The organism is Psychrobacter piscatorii (assembly GCF_001444505.1).
In the GTDB taxonomy this organism is placed as follows: Bacteria; Pseudomonadota; Gammaproteobacteria; order Pseudomonadales; family Moraxellaceae; genus Psychrobacter; species Psychrobacter piscatorii_B.
In genome coordinates, this window is the sequence record NZ_LNDJ01000062.1 from 19,099 (window position 1) to 38,930 (window position 19,832).

General features: G+C 45.8%; 16 protein-coding genes. 14 read left to right on the top strand and 2 right to left on the bottom strand.

Features of this window, described 5'->3' with window-relative positions; genetic code table 11:
• Positions 1–112 precede the first annotated feature (112 nt).
• The 12 genes from nuoC to AS194_RS05985 all read left to right on the top strand — a co-directional run bounded on the left by nuoC (position 113) and on the right by AS194_RS05985 (position 15,856).
• Positions 113–1,888, top strand: coding sequence for an NADH-quinone oxidoreductase subunit C/D (nuoC, locus tag AS194_RS05930; RefSeq protein ID WP_058024549.1), 1,776 nt, complete (start codon positions 113–115; stop codon positions 1,886–1,888).
• 168 nt (positions 1,889–2,056) lie between these two features.
• Positions 2,057–2,566 carry an NADH-quinone oxidoreductase subunit NuoE gene (gene nuoE / locus AS194_RS05935; protein ID WP_058024550.1) on the top strand — a complete coding sequence of 170 codons (510 nt, stop codon included), beginning with the start codon at positions 2,057–2,059 and terminating at the stop codon, positions 2,564–2,566.
• On the top strand, positions 2,563–3,987 hold the full coding sequence (nuoF, locus tag AS194_RS05940; protein WP_058024551.1) for an NADH-quinone oxidoreductase subunit NuoF: 1,425 nt from the start codon (positions 2,563–2,565) through the stop codon (positions 3,985–3,987). Before nuoE ends, nuoF begins: the two co-directional genes overlap by 4 nt.
• A 10-nt stretch (positions 3,988–3,997) precedes the next feature.
• On the top strand, positions 3,998–7,078 hold the full coding sequence (gene nuoG, locus AS194_RS05945; protein WP_058024552.1) for an NADH-quinone oxidoreductase subunit NuoG: 3,081 nt from the start codon (positions 3,998–4,000) through the stop codon (positions 7,076–7,078).
• Between the two features lie 52 nt (positions 7,079–7,130).
• The gene (gene nuoH, locus AS194_RS05950; RefSeq protein ID WP_200960330.1) at positions 7,131–8,123 is read left to right on the top strand and encodes an NADH-quinone oxidoreductase subunit NuoH; all 993 of its coding nucleotides are present in this window, start codon (positions 7,131–7,133) and stop codon (positions 8,121–8,123) included.
• Positions 8,124–8,178: 55 nt separating this feature from the next.
• Complete coding sequence (gene nuoI / locus AS194_RS05955) at positions 8,179–8,727, top strand: NADH-quinone oxidoreductase subunit NuoI (RefSeq protein WP_010198902.1); 549 nt, start codon at positions 8,179–8,181, stop codon at positions 8,725–8,727.
• Entirely contained in the window at positions 8,724–9,455 is a 732-nt protein-coding gene (gene nuoJ, locus AS194_RS05960) for an NADH-quinone oxidoreductase subunit J (RefSeq protein WP_058024554.1), read from the top strand. The genes nuoI and nuoJ overlap by 4 nt, the downstream gene beginning before the upstream one ends.
• Before the next feature lie 98 nt (positions 9,456–9,553).
• Positions 9,554–9,862 carry an NADH-quinone oxidoreductase subunit NuoK gene (gene nuoK / locus AS194_RS05965; RefSeq protein ID WP_025653102.1) on the top strand — a complete coding sequence of 103 codons (309 nt, stop codon included), beginning with the start codon at positions 9,554–9,556 and terminating at the stop codon, positions 9,860–9,862.
• Positions 9,863–9,866: 4 nt separating this feature from the next.
• Positions 9,867–11,741: an NADH-quinone oxidoreductase subunit L gene (gene nuoL, locus AS194_RS05970; RefSeq protein ID WP_058024555.1), complete on the top strand. Its 1,875-nt coding sequence runs from the start codon at positions 9,867–9,869 to the stop codon at positions 11,739–11,741.
• Between the two features lie 5 nt (positions 11,742–11,746).
• Positions 11,747–13,369: an NADH-quinone oxidoreductase subunit M gene (nuoM, locus tag AS194_RS05975; RefSeq protein WP_200960331.1), complete on the top strand. Its 1,623-nt coding sequence runs from the start codon at positions 11,747–11,749 to the stop codon at positions 13,367–13,369.
• Positions 13,370–13,372: 3 nt separating this feature from the next.
• Entirely contained in the window at positions 13,373–14,851 is a 1,479-nt protein-coding gene (gene nuoN, locus AS194_RS05980; RefSeq protein ID WP_058024557.1) for an NADH-quinone oxidoreductase subunit NuoN, read from the top strand.
• 177 nt (positions 14,852–15,028) lie between these two features.
• Positions 15,029–15,856 carry a ferredoxin--NADP reductase gene (locus AS194_RS05985; protein WP_058024558.1) on the top strand — a complete coding sequence of 276 codons (828 nt, stop codon included), beginning with the start codon at positions 15,029–15,031 and terminating at the stop codon, positions 15,854–15,856.
• A 100-nt stretch (positions 15,857–15,956) separates the two neighbouring features.
• Here AS194_RS05985 and AS194_RS05990 read toward each other — a convergent pair whose 3' ends face one another.
• Complete coding sequence (locus tag AS194_RS05990; protein WP_223333870.1) at positions 15,957–16,736, bottom strand: hypothetical protein; 780 nt, start codon at positions 16,734–16,736, stop codon at positions 15,957–15,959.
• A 351-nt stretch (positions 16,737–17,087) separates the two neighbouring features.
• Here AS194_RS05990 and AS194_RS05995 point away from each other — a divergent pair, with 351 nt between their 5' ends.
• A complete protein-coding gene (locus AS194_RS05995) occupies positions 17,088–17,975 on the top strand; it encodes an energy transducer TonB (protein WP_058024559.1) in 888 nt (295 codons plus the stop codon).
• Positions 17,976–18,134: 159 nt separating this feature from the next.
• The gene (locus tag AS194_RS06000) at positions 18,135–19,010 is read left to right on the top strand and encodes a mechanosensitive ion channel family protein (RefSeq protein ID WP_058024560.1); all 876 of its coding nucleotides are present in this window, start codon (positions 18,135–18,137) and stop codon (positions 19,008–19,010) included.
• Positions 19,011–19,021: 11 nt separating this feature from the next.
• On the opposite strand, the gene ybeY is transcribed toward AS194_RS06000, so the two are convergent.
• Positions 19,022–19,627 (bottom strand): rRNA maturation RNase YbeY, encoded by a 606-nt coding sequence (gene ybeY / locus AS194_RS06005; protein WP_058024561.1) that lies wholly within the window; start codon positions 19,625–19,627, stop codon positions 19,022–19,024.
• Positions 19,628–19,832 lie beyond the last annotated feature (205 nt).

Below are 19,832 nucleotides of genomic sequence, written 5' to 3' on the forward strand. Positions count from 1 at the left end.
TAGATTTAGCAACCTTAATATTTTATGCGCTCATCATGGTTTGGTTATGACTGACATAGCTTCACTGTGATTGACATCGCTCAGTTATGATTAATGAAGGAATACATCATTCATGGTCACGGTAGTCGAAAACACAGATCCTAAGATCAAGCCCGTCCCAGCCGTCATCACAGAGCTGGAGCAAAAGTATGCTGGTAAATTTGTCGTACAGCACACTGTGGATGAGATTCCAACAGTCTGGGTGGCGCGTGCAGATTTATTAGACGTGCTTTTATTTTTGCGCAAACTGCCCAAGCCCTACGTCATGCTATTTGACTTGTCAGCGATAGATGAGCGTCTGCGTCAGCATCGTGCGGGTTTGCCTGACAGTGACTTTACGGTGTTTTATCACCTGATGTCGCTTGAGCGCAATAGTGATATACGTGTCAAGGTCGCACTGAGCGAAGATGACCTCAATGTCCCAAGCGCGACCAATATTTGGCCAAATGCAAACTGGTATGAGCGCGAAGTGTGGGACATGTTCGGTATTGTCTTTACAGGTCATCCGCATTTGACCCGTATTTTATTGCCAAAATACTGGGAAGGTCATCCACTGCGTAAAGAATATCATGCGCGTGCGACTGAATTTACCCCGTATTTCTTGAATACCGCCAAGCAGCAATATGAGCAAGAAAACCTACGTTTTGTCCCAGAAGAGTGGGGCATGAAGCGCTCAGGTCGTGACGAAGACTTTATGTTCTTGAACATCGGTCCTAACCACCCCTCCGCTCACGGTGCGTTTCGCTTGGTACTACAGTTGGATGGCGAGGAAGTCGTCGACTGTATTCCAGATATTGGCTATCACCATCGCGGCGCAGAAAAGATGGCTGAGCGCCAGACATGGCACTCATTCATCCCTTATACCGACCGTATCGATTATTTAGGCGGTGTGATGAATGAGCTGCCTTATATCATGTCAGTCGAAAAGCTTGCTGGGATTACCGTCCCACCTCGCGCCGAGACTATCCGTGTGATGATGAGCGAGTTTTTCCGTATTACCAACAATTTGCTATACGTCGGTACATTCATTCAGGATGCAGGTGGTATGACCCCTGTATTTTATATGTTTACCGATCGCCAAAAAGCCTATGACGTCATCGAAGCCGTGACAGGCTACCGTATGCATCCGGCTTGGTTCCGTATTGGTGGTACGGCGGCTGATCTGCCACGTGGCTGGCAGCGTTTGGTGCGTGAGTTCTTAGATTGGATGCCTAAGCGCCTGGACGAATATGTCAAAGCAGCATTACAAAACAGCGTGCTCAAAGGCCGTACTCAAGGGGTTGCTCAGTACAATGCTAAGCAAGCACTTGCTTGGGGCGTGACGGGCGCTGGTCTGCGCGCGACAGGCGTTGATTTTGATCTACGTAAAGCACGTCCATACATGGGCTATGAGAATTACGATTTTGAAGTGCCAGTTGGTTACAACGGTGACGCTTATGATCGCTGTATGGTCAAAGTTGAAGAGATGCGTCAGTCATTACGTATCATTCGTCAATGTATGGACAATATGCCACAAGGTCCTTACAAAGCGGATCATCCACTGGCCGTACCACCGCCAAAAGACCGTACGCTAAATGATATTGAGACATTGATTAATCATTTTATCTCAGTATCTTGGGGTCCTGTGATGCCAGCAGGCGAATGTACGACGATCGTCGAGGCGACCAAAGGTCTGAACAGTTATTACATCACCTCAGACAAGGCCACGATGAGCTATCGTACCCGTATTCGTACACCGACATTTGCGCATTTACAGCAGATGCCATCGGTCATTAATGGCTCACTGGTTTCTGATGCCATTATGTATTTGGCATCGATTGATATTGTGATGGCGGACTGCGATCGTTAAGATTTTGATCTTTAAGGTTAAAACCGCTGCTTCATAAGTATTTGTTCATCAATATATTATTGCCTGATGGCACACCAAAATGCTGTCGCTTGTCGATATAACCACAGTTTTAATCAGACTGATATTGGCTTGTGATAGAGCAGGATGAGTGAGGAAAGACAGAAGATTATGAAAATTGTTTCCGACAAAATGCCAAAAGTAGATGTAGAGAGCATCCTCACCACTGAGGAAATTGCTGCTATTCATGAGTTTATGCATCACTACCCACAGGCGCGTGCTGCCTCATTAGATGCGTTAAAAATTGTGCAAAAGCGCAACGGCTGGGTCGATGATGCGCAAGCGAATGCCATTGCCAATATCCTAGATATTCCGATGTCAGACATGGATGGGGTTGCGACTTTCTTTAACCGTATATATCGCCAGCCTGTCGGTCGTCATGTGATTCTCATATGTGACTCAGTGGCTTGTTATTTGACAGGTTATGAGGCGCTATCAGCTGAAATCAGATCACAGCTGGGTATTGAGTACGGTCAGACAACTGCTGATGGACGTTTTACCCTATTGCCAATTTGCTGCTTGGGCAACTGTGATAAGGGACCAGCGGTACTGATTGATGAAGACACTTACGGCCCTGTCCAGCCATCTGAGGTCGCGCAATTATTGGAGCTATACGCATGAGTTTAACGATTTCAGAGCAAATTGCTCGTCGCGGTCAAGGCCAAGCGCCAAGCCAGCTAAATGCACAGCGTGTTCCAATCTATGGTGATAAAGCGACAGCCACTAGCGAAACCAAGCCTTTGACGTGGCGTTTGGCGCATCATGATGCGGTGCTTGATTTAGCCACTTATGAGTCTCTAAAAGGCTTCACTGGTCTAAAAGAAGCGCTATCTAAATCGCCTAAAGACGTCGGCAATATGATTAAAGCGGCCAATGTTCGAGGTCGCGGCGGTGCAGGTTTTAACGCGGGTCTAAAGTGGTCATTTATGTCGCCGCCGGATGGTTTGCCACGTTATCTCATCTGTAATGCGGATGAAATGGAGCCGGGTACGTTTAAAGACCGTTTACTCATGGAGCGCCTACCTTTTCAGCTGATCGAAGGTATGCTTATTACCGCTCATGCGATTGGTGCCACTGACGGTTATATCTTTATCCGCGGTGAGTATATCTTGGCCGCTGAACGTTTGGTCGCTGCTATCGAAGAATGTTTGGCCAACAACCTCATGGGCGACAATATTCTAGGCTCAGATTTTAGCTTTAATTTGCACGTACATACGGGCGCTGGCCGTTATATCTGTGGTGAAGAGACCGCACTGATTAACTGCCTAGAAGGCCGCCGCGCCAACCCCCGTACCAAGCCGCCGTTCCCACAAATCTCTGGGGCATGGGGTCGTCCAACCGTTGTCAATAACGTTGAGACCTTATGTAATATGCCAGCGATTTTGAATCACGGCGTTGAGTGGTATCAGTCGTTATCTGAAATAAAAGGCAAAAGTAAAACGCCAGGCACTAAGCTCTTTGGCTGTTCAGGCTTGGTCAATGATCCAGGTCTCTGGGAGTTACCCTTTGGTTATACCGCTCGCGAAATCATTGAAGATTTAGCCGGTGGTATGAAAGATGGTAAAACGCTGAAGGCTTGGTTACCGGGCGGCGCCTCGACTGACTTTTTGACCGCAGAACATTTGGATGTGGTGGTAGATTTTGACACCATTCAAAACGCCGGTAGCCGTATGGGTACTGGTCTGATTATGGTCGTTGATGAATCGCAAGATATGGTGCCGTTACTTCGTAACCTTGAGATTTTCTTTCAGCGTGAGTCATGCGGCTGGTGTACACCGTGTCGTGATGGTCTACCGTGGGGCGTTAAACTGCTTACCGCCATCAACGATGGTGAAGGTCAAGTGGGTGATGTAGAAAAACTAGAAGGCCTGACGCGTGATTTATGGATTGGTAAAACATTCTGTGCGCATGCCCCAGGTGCGATGGAACCACTAATGAGTGCGATTAAATATTTCCGTCCAGAGTTTGATCAAAAAATCGCGCAGGCGGTTGGTGTCGATGTTATTGATGCGGCAGCCAACCAACAGCCAGCAGTGAAATAAGGAGAGCGGCATGGCAGTCATACATATTGATGGAACCACTGTCGAAGTAGATAGCGCAGACAACTTACTACAAGCCTGCTTATCACTCGGCATTGATGTGCCGTATTTTTGTTATCATCCAGCCCTTGGCTCAGTCGGCTCATGTCGTCAGTGCGCGGTCAAGCAATTCCAGAATAAAGACGATATGGAAGCAGGTCGTGGTCGTCTGGTCATGTCATGTATGGTCGCTCCTGGCGATGATATGTACATCTCTGTGACGGACGATGAAGCCAAAGCATTCCGCAAGTCGATGGTTGAGCTACTCATGACTAACCATCCACATGACTGTCCAACTTGTGAAGAAGGCGGACATTGTCATTTGCAGGACATGACTTATATGTCAGGTCATAGCCGTCGTCGCTATCGCTTTACCAAACGTACGCACCACAACCAAGAGCTTGGTCCATTTATTGCGCATGAAATGAACCGTTGTATCGCTTGCTATCGTTGTGTACGTTTTTACAAAGACTACGCAGGCGGCGAAGATTTGGGCGTTTATGGCTCAAACAACCGCGTTTACTTTGGTCGTGATAAAGATGGTCAGTTTGAAAGCGAGTTTTCAGGTAACTTAACCGAAGTCTGCCCAACGGGTGTGTTTACTGATAAAACGCACTCTGAGCGCTACAACCGTAAATGGGACATGCAGTATGCGCCAAGCATCTGTCATGGTTGCTCAGCTGGTTGTAATATCTCACCGGGTGAACGTTATGGTGAATTGCGCCGTATCGAAAACCGCTATAACGGCGAGGTAAACCGCTATTTCTTATGTGACCGTGGCCGTTTTGGTTATGGCTATGTCAATCGTGACGATCGTCCAACCCAAGCGCTCGAACGTATCAATGATAAGCATGTCAAAATCAATATTGACTACGCACTTGATGAAACCATCAAACGACTCAAAGATAAAAAAGTCATCGGGATTGGCTCGCCACGTGCCAGTTTAGAGACCAACTTTGCGCTAAAAAATCTGGTCGGCTTTGATAATTTCTCAACAGGTCTGAACCATCAGCAGCAAGCACTGGTCAATAAGTGCATCGAAGTGCTTAGCACTGAAGGCATTTATAACCCTAGCATGACTGATATCGAGACGCATGATGCAGTGCTCGTATTAGGTGAAGATATCACGCAAACGTCATCACGTGTCGCGCTGTCAGTACGTCAAGCCGCAAAAAATGAAGGTTTGAAAATGGCAGCGGCGCTGCAAACGCAGCCTTGGCTTGCTGAACCCGTCAAACGTATCGCTCAAGATGCGCTAAGCCCAGTCTATGTCATCGATGTAACCCAAACCAAGCTAGAAGACATCAGTAAAGTGAGCGTAGTGGCGACCCCTGAAGACATCACTAAACTTGGCTTCAAAGTCGCTGATGAGATTGCGAGCTTCGCTGATGACTTAGCAGACATAGCAGATCCACAAGCAGCTGAACAAAATGCTGATGTTAGTACTGAGACTGATGGTATGCAAGCGTTGGCACAGCAAATCGCTTATGACTTGATTCAAGCTGATAAGCCGTTAGTTGTCTCGGGTAGCAGCTTGTCTTCTACCGCATTGATAGAAGCAGCAGCACAGATTACCCAAGCGTTGACCCAAAAACGTGCAGCAATCAAAGCGACTGAGCAGCAGCAGGTTGAGGCACATAATGCCAAAGTACAGGCAGCGCAAGCGAAAGCGGCTAATGACCAACCTGAAGAAGACCAAGATTTATCTGCTAAGCCAAACAAACCGGAAACGGGCGTAAATACAGAAGCGCAGGATAATGTCGAACGCGCACCTGCTGAAAACCTTGAGTTAAAAGAAGTGAACGCACAGTATCAGGTACAAGCTGGTATTTATCTAACGGTTCCTGATGCCAATAGCATGGGCGTTTGTATGCTTGGCGGTCAGTCAGTTGAAGAGCTGCTAGCCACTGATTACGATGTGGTTGTGGTTGCAGAAAACCAGCTAACAGATGCGATTGATGCCAATAAATTGACACAGCTACTGACTGATAAAACGGTCATTGCGTTAGATCATCAGCTGCTTGATTGGCATAAGGACGTCGATATTGTATTGCCAGCGGCTAGCTTTGCAGAAGCGGATGGTACATTGATATCAGCTGAGGGCCGTGCGCAGCGCTTCTTCCAAGTTTATGACAACGAATACTACCATCCGATGAGCAGTATTAAAGAAGGCTGGCGCTGGATACATGCTGTGCATAGCAGTATTGAAGGTCGTGATGTCGACTGGACGCAGCTAGATGATGTTATCAATGCATTGATTGCCACCCATCCTAAGCTTGCAGGTATCAAAGGCGCTGCGCCTGAAGCGGACTACCGTATGACTGGTCTGAAAATCGCGCGTCAACCGCGCCGTTATTCAGGTCGTACTGCTATGCGTGCGCCAATCTCAGTGCATGAGCCGATGCAGCCAAAAGATTTGGATACTGGTTTGACCTTCTCAATGGAAGGTTATAGCGGTAAAGAAGCGCCCAGCTCGATGATTCCTTTTGCCAATGCGGCAGGTTGGAACTCACCACAAGCATGGAACAAATACCAAGACAAAGTCGGCGGTCATCTAAAAAATGGTGATCCAGGTGTGCGTTTGTTTGATCAGCTAGAGCGTCTAGCCACTCGTCAATATGTGGCGCCAGAAGCCATGTCTGCAAACACTACTGACTTACAGCAAGGCCAAGCGAAGCTAGTACCGATTCATAATATCTATGCCAGCTCAATGATGGCATCACGTAGCCCAATCGTCGCAGAGCAACTACCAGTTGCAGCATGGCGTATCGGTATGGATGATGCCAAAGACTGGAATATTGCTGCTGGTGATTACTTGGCGATTGAAATTGACAAGCAACAAATCACCTTGCCAGTACAGCTGGTTGGTTATCTAGCAGAAGGCTGTATCGGTTACCCAGTTGGGCAGGTGAGTATTATTCACCCATCAATGCCAGCGTCGGTGCGTAAAGTGGATGCACCAGTGACGATGATGGGTAGCATGGCTAACGATATGATTAATGATAATGACACAGCGCAAATAAACGCAGCGCCGACCACCACACAGGAGATGTAATATGCAAGTTACCCGTATTATCCCTGATGTGCCAAGCTTTTTGGCCAATAGCATGAGTTTTGATACTTGGTCTATTCTGTTTTTGGTGGGTCAATCGCTAGTCATCTTTTTGGTCGTGGTATTGGTTGCCGCAATGATGATTGTCTATGAGCGCCGCATGCTGGCATTATGGCAAGATCGTTATGGTCCAAACCGTGTTGGGCCTTTTGGTTCGTTGCAGTTAGTCGCCGATATGCTAAAAATCTTCTTTAAAGAAGATTGGACACCAAACTTTACTGATAAGTTTATGTTCACCTTGGCACCCGCGGTCGCGATGTTTACTGCCTTGGCATCATTTGCCATTATTCCTATCTCGCCAACACTTGGCGTGGTTGATTGGGATATTGGTATTTTGTTTTTCTTTGCCATGGCGGGTATTGCTGTTTATGCCGTGATGTTCGGTGGTTGGGCGTCTGCCAACAAATTTTCGCTACTCGGTGGTTTGCGCTCAGCAGCACAGACAATCAGTTACGAAGTGTTTTTAGGTTTGTCGTTGATGGGCGTTGTTGCACTGACAGGTTCATTTAACTTACGCGCCATTGTTGAGTCACAAGTCGACGGCTGGTATATCATTCCGCAGTTTTTTGGGTTTTTAACCTTTGTGGTCGCGGGTGTGGCGGTTACGCACAGACATCCATTTGACCAACCAGAAGCAGAGCAAGAACTGGCTGAAGGCTATCATGTCGAATATTCGGGTATGAAGTTCGGTATGTTCTTCATTGGTGAGTATGTCAACGTTGTCTTGATTTCTGCTTTGATGACTTGCTTGTTCTTTGGCGGTTGGCTTGCGCCGTTCAATTTAGATATCCCATTTATTCCACCAGCTTTTTGGTTCATGATTAAAACGCTGTTCTTTATGACCATGTTTATTTTGGCTCGAGGCTCACTCATGCGTCCGCGTTATGATCAGGTGATGAACTTTGGCTGGAAAGTATGTCTGCCAGTAACGCTGATTAATCTATTAATCACTGCTGCGGTCATTTTGATCTTTTCCCCAACGTTATAGTCATTACTAGCCATCACTGATGAACTAGGGTAAAGCTGATAAGGATAATAATCCCATGTTTACTACCATAAAAAAGACCGTCATTGGTATATTTACCATTGTCCGCAGCATGTGGATGGTCAATAGTCATGCGCTCAGACCGCGTGACACCATCCTTTATCCTGAAGAGCCGGTACCTGTGCCGCCGCGTTTTCGTGGACGTATTGTCCTCACGCGTGATCCTGATGGAGACGAGCGCTGTGTCGCTTGTAACTTGTGTGCGGTGGCATGTCCGGTAGGGTGTATCTCATTACAAAAAGCCGAGCGTGAAGATGGACGCTGGTATCCAGAGTTTTTTCGAATTAACTTCTCACGCTGTATCTTTTGTGGATTGTGTGAAGAAGCCTGTCCAACGACAGCGATTCAAATGACCCCAGATTTTGAGTTAGGTGAATATAAGCGCCAAGATTTGGTCTATGAAAAAGAGCATTTGCTCATTTCAGGACCAGGTAAATACCCTGATTATAACTATTATCGTGTGACAGGTATGGCGGTAGCAGATAAACCAAAAGGTGCAGCACAAAACGAATCTGCACCGATTGATCTAAGGAGCTTGCTACCATGATGAATATTTTGAACCATCCTGAACTGGCTGGGTTTTATTCACTTGCAGCAGTGGCGATATTTGCCAGCCTGCGCGTCGTGACTCAGGCTAATCCAGTGCATGCTATCTTATCGATGATTGTATCGTTGCTGGCAATTGCTGGGATATTTTTTGTATTAGGAGCGCCGTTTGCAGGTGCGCTAGAGATTGTTGTTTATGCTGGTGCCATTATGGTGCTATTTGTTTTCGTTATCATGATGCTGAACTTGGGCATGAGTAATGACGAGCGCGAAGAGCGTTGGCTCGATGCTGGTACTTGGGCGATACCGACAGGATTGACGATAATCATTGCCGTTGTGCTCTATGCAATGATTGGTATGGGTCATGATGAAGCCGTTATGATGGGTGGCACGACTATCTCTGCCAAAGCAGTCGGTACGGTGCTATTTACCAAATATATCATGCTGGTTGAAATTGCAGCTTTGTTACTACTGGCGGCTTTGGTGGCGGCATATCATTTGGGTAAAGAGTCGATTGATGAAGAGATCGTCGGTCATGCGAGTCAAGACTTTCAGCCAAGTGTAGGCAGTATCAAACAATACGACAATGACAGTGCGCTTACACAGCATGATGGCGTAGAAATGGATAAGCCTTACGAATATAAAGATGTTGACCCGCATGACTATGTTGGTATGAAGGTAGGCATGAAAACAGGTGCGAACAAAGTGACGCGCAAGGAGGCAGACTAATGGTACTAGCAGCAAGCGTGGCACAAGAGGTGTCAAACGTGCCGTTTGCCCACGAGGTGGCAGGCTTAGTACAGCCAGCTGCTGAGGCGCAAAATGTACTGGGTATGATACCCATGAGCCATGGACTGATTTTGGCAGGTATTTTATTTGCTATTGGTCTGTGCGGCGTCATGGTACGACGTAACTTCTTATTTATGCTCATGAGTCTTGAGATCATGATGAATGCGGCAGCACTAGCATTTGTCGTGGCAGGTAGTCGCTGGGTCGATCCAGACGGGCAGATTATGTTTATCTTTATTTTAACCTTGGCTGCGGCTGAAGCGTCGATTGGTCTGGCAATATTATTGCGTTTTTATCATCAGCGTGGGCATCTCGATGTCGATAGCGCCAATGAGATGAAAGGATGATGTCATGAGTTTATTACCATTAACCTTTATATTCCCGCTCATTGGCTTTTTGATTTTAGCCTTTATGCGCGACAAATTATCAGAGACGGTCGCAGCGATTGTTGGCGTGGGTAGCATGCTGTTATCAGCATTATGTACGCTAGTCGTTAGCTATACCTTTTTGACCACCAATCCAGCTGGAACGGTAATTGAAGCTCCGCTATGGACATGGTTCCAAGTTGGCGACTTTGCGCCGCATTTTGGCTTGAGCTTTGACGGTTTGGCATTGACTATGACAGGCGTCATTACTGGGATTGGCTTTTTGATTCATCTGTTTGCCTCTTGGTATATGAAAGGCGACACTGGCTTTGCCCGTTTCTTTAGCTATATGAATTTGTTCGTGGCCAGTATGCTGTTACTGGTACTCGCAGATGATTTGTTCTTGCTATATCTTGGCTGGGAAGGCGTGGGTATCTGTTCGTACTTATTGATTGGTTATTATTACCATGACAGAGCCAACGGTCGCGCCGCGATGAAAGCCTTTACCGTCACGCGTGTGGGTGATGTGTTCTTAGCCTTCGGTTTGTTCTTATTATTCCGCGAATTCGGTACGCTTAATATTCAAGAGATTATCACGCGCGCGCCAGAAGTGTTCGATGTAAATAACCCAACGATGATGCTTACCACGATGATGTTGGTCGGCGGCGCGATGGGTAAATCAGCGCAGTTGCCACTACACACATGGCTTGCTGATGCGATGGCAGGTCCAACACCCGTATCGGCATTGATTCACGCGGCAACAATGGTAACGGCTGGCGTTTATCTGATCGCCCGCTTGCATCCATTGTTTGAGTTGACCCCAGGCATCTTATTATATTGGGTCGGCGGCGTCGGGGCATTGACGCTGGTCGTTGCTGGATTCTGTGCGCTCGCGCAAACAGACATTAAACGTATCCTTGCTTATTCGACCATGAGTCAAATTGGCTATATGTTCTTAGCGCTTGGCGTGGGTGCGTGGCAAGGGGCAATCTTCCATTTGATGACCCATGCTTTCTTTAAAGCACTGCTATTCTTATCATCAGGTGCGGTTATTCTTGCGGTACATCATGAGCAAGATATCTTTAAAATGGGCGGTCTGCGTAAAAAGATACCATTGGTATTTTGGTGTTATATCATTGGTGGCGGTGCGCTCGCTGCGATACCTTGGGTTACCGTTGGTTTTTATTCTAAAGAAGCGATTCTTTGGGAAACTTATGCCACAGGTCACTTAGTACTATTCTATATGGGTGTGTTCGGCGCATTCTTAACCGCAATCTATACGTTCCGTATGATTTGGATCATATTCTTCGGTGAAGAAAAAACCCATGCGCACAAGCTATCAGGGGTGTCGTACTGGTTACCTTTAACGGTATTACTTGTATTGTCTACCGCTGTTGGTGCTTGGATTACACCGCCACTACAAGGTGTATTGCCAGAGAGCGTGGGTCATCTATTAGAAGTCGCGGGTCAAGACCACGCCAAGCACACCGCAGAGTATATCGCGATGGGTGCAATGGCAGCAGGTTTGATATTGGCGGCATTACTATATGTGGTCAATAAAGGACGTATGCTCACGAGCTTTAAGCGCTCACGTATTGGTGGGGCGCTATATCACTGGTGCTATCACGGTCTAGGTTTTGATGCGCTATACGATATAATTTTTGTAAAACCCTTTTTGTTCATCGGCCGCTTATTAAAAGCCGACCCTATCGATAAAACGTGGCTATTCTTGCCTAAGCTGGCTTCGGCAGGTAATAAAGTATTGTCTGCGACGCAAACAGGGTCTCTTCGAGGTTATGCCACAAGCTTTGGCTTGGGTATGGCTGTATTGCTGGTGCTGGTAATGATGACGGTGGTGTAAAGATGATGGAGTTACAACAAACGTGGATGCTGCCAGCATTAATCGCAATTCCTTTTATTGCAGGATTGCTATGCTGGTTGGTGGAGCGATTTAATAAACGTCTGCCGCGCTGGATTGCCTTGATCGGTATGATGTTGACCTTTGCTTTGTCATTAGTACTTTGGCAGCAGGGTGATTTTAGCGGTATGAGTAAGCAGGTCATCGCGCCAGATGCTGCCGTGCCTTGGGTCGCTGAATTTAGTGTGCCGTGGATACCGAGCTTTGGTATTAGCTTTCACTTGGCGTTAGATGGTTTGTCACTGATGATGGTAGCCTTAACAGGCTTGCTTGGTGTGGCAGCTGTTGCCTGTTCGTGGAATGAGATTCAGCGCCGCGTTGGCTTTTTCCACCTAAACTTGCTATGGAGTTTGGGCGGCGTCATCGGTGTTTTCTTAGCGATTGATTTATTCTTATTCTTCTTCTTTTGGGAGATGATGCTGGTTCCTATCTATTTCTTGATCGCGCTTTGGGGTCATGATGTGGTTGGCAAAACCAAAGAATACGCCGCAACCAAATTCTTTATCTATACCCAAGCGTCTGGGCTTATCATGCTCATCGGTATTTTGGTATTGGTCATTATCAGCTACGCCCAAACAGGGTTAGTAAGCTTTAACTATAATGACTTGCTCGGTACGTCACTTGGCGGCTGGGAATATCCCATTATGCTGTGCTTCTTCATTGGTTTTGCGGTGAAGTTGCCAATTATTCCGTTCCACGGCTGGTTGCCAGATGCGCATGCGCAAGCACCAACGGCAGGTTCGGTGGATTTGGCAGGTGTGCTCATTAAAACTGCTGCCTATGGTTTGATTCGTTTTGTGTTGCCGCTATTCCCAGTCGCATCTCAAGAGTTTGCACCGATTGCGATAACCTTAGGTACGATTGGTATCTTCTACGGTGCTTGGCTCGCGTTTATGCAGACCGACATGAAGCGTTTGCTAGCGTATACCAGTGTCTCGCACATGGGCTTTGTGGTACTAGCAATCTATGCTGGAACATTACTCAGCTTACAAGGTCTGATGATTCAGATGCTTGCGCACGGGCTTAGCTCGGCGGCACTATTTATCATGGCAGGGCAGCTATATGAGCGTCTGCATACACGTGATTTGACCTTGATGGGCGGTATGTGGGGACAGTTCCGTTACTACGCACCGATCTTGATGTTCTTCTGTGCAGCGTTGCTTGGTATTCCAGGTACAGGTAACTTCATTGGCGAGTTCATGATTTTGTTTGGCTCATTTGCTCAGTATCCTGTGTTTGTAGTGTTTGCGACATTCAGCTTGGTGCTTGCAGGTCTATACTCGCTTATTTTGATTCATCGAGCGTTATTTGGTGAAAACAACATCGCTGCATTGGCAGAGCGAGAGACTAAGTCACATGGTTTGCCTGCACGTAGATTAAAAGATTTGGGCAAGCGCGAGCTGTCATTACTATTGATGTTAGCGGCTGGTTTGGTATGGCTCGGATTATATCCACAGCCGTTCCTTGATACCTCAAGTCACGCGATGCAGTGGATCAACAACGCATATATATACAGTCAAGTGACACAGGTAGATGCGTCGCAACTGCTTGATGTAATGGAGGCACGTTAAGTCATGAATGAGATTACAATGAATGATTTGATAGGGCTTGTGCCTTACGCGCCGATTATCGCCGTGGTGATTACGGTACTCGTGGTGATGATTGCCATCACTATCAATCGCTCGCATATGGTCACTGGTACAATCACCGTAGTCGGTTTGAATATTGCTCTGGTTACGTTACTTGGGCAAATGACGGGCTTTATTGAAAGCGGGGCTATTGCGCCAAATGCTGAGCAGTTATTTGTGATTGATAACTTTGCTCAGTTCAATATGGTGATAGTTCTAGTTTGTGCCTTGGCGTGTTGTACGCTATCCTATGCGTACTTGGCCGATCTAAAAGACAATAAAGAAGAGCTATACTTGCTCATGCTGCTATCGACCATTGGTGCATTACTCATGGTAAGCGCGCAGCATATGGCATCATTCTTTATGAGTCTTGAGATGCTGTCAGTGCCTTTATATGGTTTGCTCGCTTATACTTATATGCGTAACCGCTCGCTTGAATCAGGACTAAAATATCTAGTATTGTCGGCGACAGCGTCAGCGACTTTACTCATGGGTATGGCCTTTATCTATGCAGAAGTAGGCTCGTTGGCATTTAAGCCAATCAGTATGGTGCTAGGCAATATTTTTGAATCGCCACTACTGATATTGGGTGCGGCGATGATGATGTTTGGTATCGCCTTTAAGCTTTCTGCAGCTCCCTTTCATATGTGGACGCCAGATGTTTATGAAGGCGCGCCTGTCCCTATTGCGACCTTTTTGGCGTCTGTCTCAAAAGTTGCCATGATGGCGCTAGCGGTTCGATTCTTAATCGATACCTCTTTATTGGCATTGCCATCGGTGCAAATGTTATTAATGGTGATGGCAACCTTGTCTATCTTGGTAGGTAACTTGTTGGCTGTGCGTCAGACCAGCCTCAAACGTCTATTGGGTTACTCATCCATTGCCCATATGGGTTATGTGATGATCGTCATCGTCAGTATTGGCGCTGCTGCTGATAGCATCTCTAGTATGTATATGGCGGTGTATGCCTTTACGTCTATCGGTGCTTTTGGTGTGGTGACATTGATGTCGAGTCCATATCGCCTGTCTGGTGAGGCCGATGAGCTGACACATTATCAAGGGCTATTCTGGCGTCGTCCAGTATTGACGGCTGTGATGACTATCATGATGTTATCACTGGCTGGTATTCCATTGACCGCCGGCTTTATCACCAAGCTATTTGCGATATTGGCTGCTGTACAAGGAACCAACTGGTTCTTAGCAGCGATGATTATCCTAGGTAGTGCGATTGGTCTATTCTACTACTTGCGCGTGTTACTCACACTATTCAAACGTCCTAAGCAGTTCATCGAGTTTGACGTGTCCGGACAATGGGGTATTCGTACCGGCGGTATTATGGTTATTGCGGTGACGGCAATTATCCTGTTCTTTGGTATTTTGCCAAATAGTATGATCGAATGGGCAAGCTTGGCTCGTATTTGGTAGATTCAATGATTTATGCGATAAGATAAGCCATTTGTTGCTTATCTGTTGTTACGGTTAAAAAACCAAGATGCGCCCGCTTTATGATAAGCTTGGCGCATCTTTTTTTGCTTAATTTTTGTCTTTGGCAAACTTATCTTATAAAAATACCATTTAATAAAATATGAGTGATGAACAGTTATGAGTGATAATATTCAAACGGTAACGGTACTCAGCAAAACCACATGGACGCCAAATTTATTTAGCTTTACCGTCAGCCGTCCTGATAGTTTTAAGTTTACTGCCGGACAGTTTGTGCGCTTGGGTGTCAATCCCAGCCAGTTGAAATATTACCAACAGGTTAAGGCAAGTGATGAAGTCTCTAATGAAGCATTGAATGAAGATATCTTTCGAGCGTATTCGATTGTGTCTTCGCCCTTTGATGAGGTACTAGAGTTTTTTTCTATTGTTATTCCTGACGGTGCTTTTACCTCACAGTTGCAGCATCTACAAGTGGGCGATGAGCTATTACTTAATACCATGCCATTTGGGTTTTTGACCTTGGCGCGTTACCAAAAACCCCTGCCTAAGGACTTGTGGCTGCTTGCCACAGGCACTGGTCTTGCACCATTTTTATCGATGCTACAAGACCTAAAGACATGGGAAGATTACGAGCATATCGTGCTAGCCTATAGCGCACGCTCGACGGATGAGCTTGCGTACGTTGAGCAAATCGAGCGCTTGCAAGACGATTTTGGCTCGCTGGTTGATAATCCTGCAAAGCTGATTTTCATTCCTATCGTCACCCGTGAGTCTGTCGACGGCGCGTTATCAGAGCGACTACCAAAGCTGTTATTAGAAGGCACGTTGCAAGCGCGCGCGGGTATCGATTTGGATGTCGATACGACGCATGTCATGCTATGTGGTAACCCAGATATGGTGGATGATACCAAAGAGGCATTGAAGACACTAGGATTGGTGATGAATCGCCGAGGTGAGGGTAATATCGCTGTTGAGAACTATTGGTAGGGGCAGCTGACGATTGTCTTATTTAATAAAAAACGCTACATCTATCAGGCTAATAACCTGTGAGATGTAGCGTTTTTTTGGAGACATAATTTATGGATCGTTATTCTTGGCTGGGTTCGGTGGCATCGTCTACAGGGTTGATAGGGCCTTGCATCAATTGCGGCTCATCATCGTCGCTAATGATATCTTCGTTATTGCTTGAGGCCAATAAGTCACGATAGTTAATCTGCGCCTTCAAAACCATTTGCTCTTCTTCAAGCTTTCCATAGTTGACCTGTACTTTATATAGCGTACTCATGATCTTTTTGTTGTTTTTTAGCCAACGGTTAATATCGAGGTAAATCACTTCATCTTTTGGGCGAGCAATATTGACGTAGGAGAGAATAAAGCCCAATGGGTCTTTTTTGAGGACGCTATGATAAAACCAAATAGCAAGCTTGATCCCTTGGCGCTTAACAAAAGACTCGCAGCGTAGATTTAATATATCGGTATACGTCTGCTGACCAAACACAAAACGTTGGACATTACGATCTAGCTGCACATGTATCAAACTAAAATTACTGGCCACTTCAGCGTAAATACCGCCAGCATCAACCGTACAGTATAAGCGAAACCAGTCATCATGTATTTCAACGCGCAGCTCTAGTATGGCTTTTACATTATCCGTTACAAAGCTTTGTAGCGCCTCGTTGACGTATTTTTGTGCGACTGGTAGGGATATCTCATCTTCGAGTTTGTCTGTCGTTTTATGATAGATGTCTTTAACCGATTGAGCGATACGCTCCCAACCACTATCAAGTGACTCGTCAAAACGATAGCCGATGTTCTCAAAGAACTCGTCAAAACTGTCTGAATTATTCACGTTATCAAAGTCGCTCAAACTTATTATCCTTATAATTATAGGGCTTAGCACTACCATTCTAAAACAGTATATAACAAATACCGTGGCTTCAAAATGGACACATGCGTTTTATGACAATTCATTTGATATCATGAGTGTTATACCTGTTTTATAATGTTTTTGTCGATATAGTTTTTCTTAAGGCGATAAATGTTTTATTAAATGAATCAAAGGTCATAAACACTGAAGGATTAGGTCAAAACTATGCCATTGATGGTTAGGCTAGCGACATAGTTTTATGTCATGTTATGATAGCGCCGACATATATCGTGCATATCACTACATGCTCATTTATAAATCATACGCCTTACCTATCAGCTGAGACCCATTGTGGCCTATATCAAAGACTCACAGAGCTACCATTTTTCGGCGCAGCCTCCCAAGCGTGATGTGAGCTTACCTGTAGCGATTATCATTGCGGTCGCCATACACGTACTGATTATTTTTGGCATCAGCTTTTCGATGGGTAAAGACCCTGCGGCCATGATGCAAGATGTGGCAAAGGCGCTCACCGATAATATGCAGCCAAACGAAGACGCGCATTTTATTGCCAACGCATCACAAGAAGGCGGCGGTACCATAGAGGAGCGACTGAGACAAGAGAATGACCAAATGAGTCCATTGTCTGCTGAGCAAATGAGCGAGACACAAGACGTCATTAATCTACAGCGCCAAGTTCGACAGCAGCGCTACCAAGAGAGCTATCTGCGCACCACGTTAAGCTGGCGTCAGGCGAGCGTAGAGTCGGATAATGATAGCAAACAAGCACAAGATGACATCATGGCACAAGAGGAGCGTTTGCGTAAGCAAATCGCTACTTTAGAAGCGCAATTGTCTCAACGTCAGCAAGTCTATGCAACCAAATCCAAAGTGGTCACTATGGATAGTAACTCGACCACGCGCGGGGCAGCAGCTGACTATATCAATACCTTCCGTGAGCATGTCGAGCGTGTCGGCAATCTGCATTATCCTGTTCAAGCACGGGCGCAAGGCATTACGGGTGAAGTGCGGCTCATGGTCATCATTAGTAACAATGGCAATATTAAAGCCATTCGTCTGCTAGAAAGCTCAAATTCGACGATACTGGATGAGGCCGCAAAACAGTCAGTACGACAAGCAGCACCTTTTGGACAATTTACCAAAGAGATGAGTGATATTGTCGAGTTACGACTGATACGTACTTATCGCTATAGCGATGAAGTGGATGTCACCTACTAACGCCACAAAACGAAAACTACAAAACTAAAACTACAAAAAATCAGTGACACGATAAATAAACATAGAATATCAACGAATACGTCATAATATTTGACGACAATAATTAAGATTAATCGACACTCAAATTTATAACACACCGCTATCGAGTAAAGAGTTAGTATGGAATTTTTAGGTTTTACAGTAGATGTTGCAACGCTCACCAGCAATGCATTAGAGATAGTCATCAAGGTGGCTTTGGCAATAATTATATTTATCGTTGGACGTTGGCTTGCCAAAAAAGCCGTCGACTTTTTTGGCCGTCTCATGGCGCGTAGTCATTTAGATGAAACAGTCTCTGGCTTTTTAAGCCGTCTGTTGTATGGCGTGCTATTGGTTGTCGTAGTCTTAGCTGCACTTAGCAAAGTTGGCGTACAGACCACCTCGGTCGTTGCTATATTGGGCGGTGCCGCGGTTGCAGTTGGTTTGTCACTAAAGGATCAATTATCAAATTTTGCCGCTGGCATTATGATCGTGACTTTTCGCCCATTTGTACGCGGTGATTATGTGCAGATCAGCAGCTATACGGGTACAGTGACAGAGATTACCTTGGTCAACACGCATCTAACGACCATTAACAATCATGACATCATTATTCCGAATAGCGACATCACAACCTCAGCGGTGGTCAACTATACAGCACTACCCAATCGCCGCGTCGATATCACCGTGGGCATTGGCTATGATGCAGATATCAAAACGGCCAAAGATCTGATGCTGAGCCTCGCCAGAAATAACCCGTTATCTTTTACCGATCCTGAGCCTATTGTACGAGTGACCAATCTTGGTGACAATTCAGTTGATTTGACATTGAACGTGTGGACAACCAATGCTGATTGGTGGACCATGCAGTGCCAGTTGCTTGAGCAGTTCAAACACGCATTGGATGATGAGAAGATTGAGATTCCATTCCCGCAGCGTAGCGTCCATGTCAAAGGTTTGGATCAAATGATCAATCAAATGGGTCAAGCGCAAAAGCTGCTGACCACTAAAGATTGATTGAGACTGAATCAAAGATAAGGATTTGGTAGGTTTAGGCCTGCCAAAATCTCAATCTCAAAGCGCTCCATCTCATCTTGCTCGGCCTCTCCGAGCTCATGATCAAAACCCAGTAGGTGCAGCACGCCATGTATCAGTAAATGACTGATGTGCTGTGCCACGGTTTTGTCTTGCTCTTGTGCCTCACGTACCATGACCTCATGACAGATAATAAGCTCACCAAGAGACAGTGTTGGCATTAGTCCGATGATGGCGACAGGCAACTCACTTGGATAAGACAAAATATTGGTCGCATAGTCCTTACCGCGTGCCTCTAAATTGAGGGCTTGGCCTTCGATTTCATCTGTAATATATATATCCAAAGTTTTAGGTTTATCTTGCCACAGCTCAGAATCAATATCGGCAAAGTAGGGCAGCGTCAGACCGTCGTTGATGCGCGCGTTCATATAATCTAAAGTTGCCATCATGACAGATAATAGATACTTACGATCATAAAACGTATCAAGCGTCTCATCATCGATACTATCGGCTGCATTAATATCTAGTGCTACCAAGCTGTCATCGTCATTAGTGGCGCTATGATCTTGGTGGCTATTATTACTGTCAAATTGGTTCATATCGGTGTCCTGTTTTATTATAAATGGGCGTGTTTAGTTGGCTATACTCAATCTAGACCATGCCTCACCCAAGTAATGCTAAACCTAAGCAATCTCTGCCAAGAAAAAACCGGACTACTTTAGTAATCCGGTTTTTCTATGCAAAATAAATCTTTATAGTAAATTGTTCCAGCATTATTATAGTTGATCCAATTTAAGAGCGGTA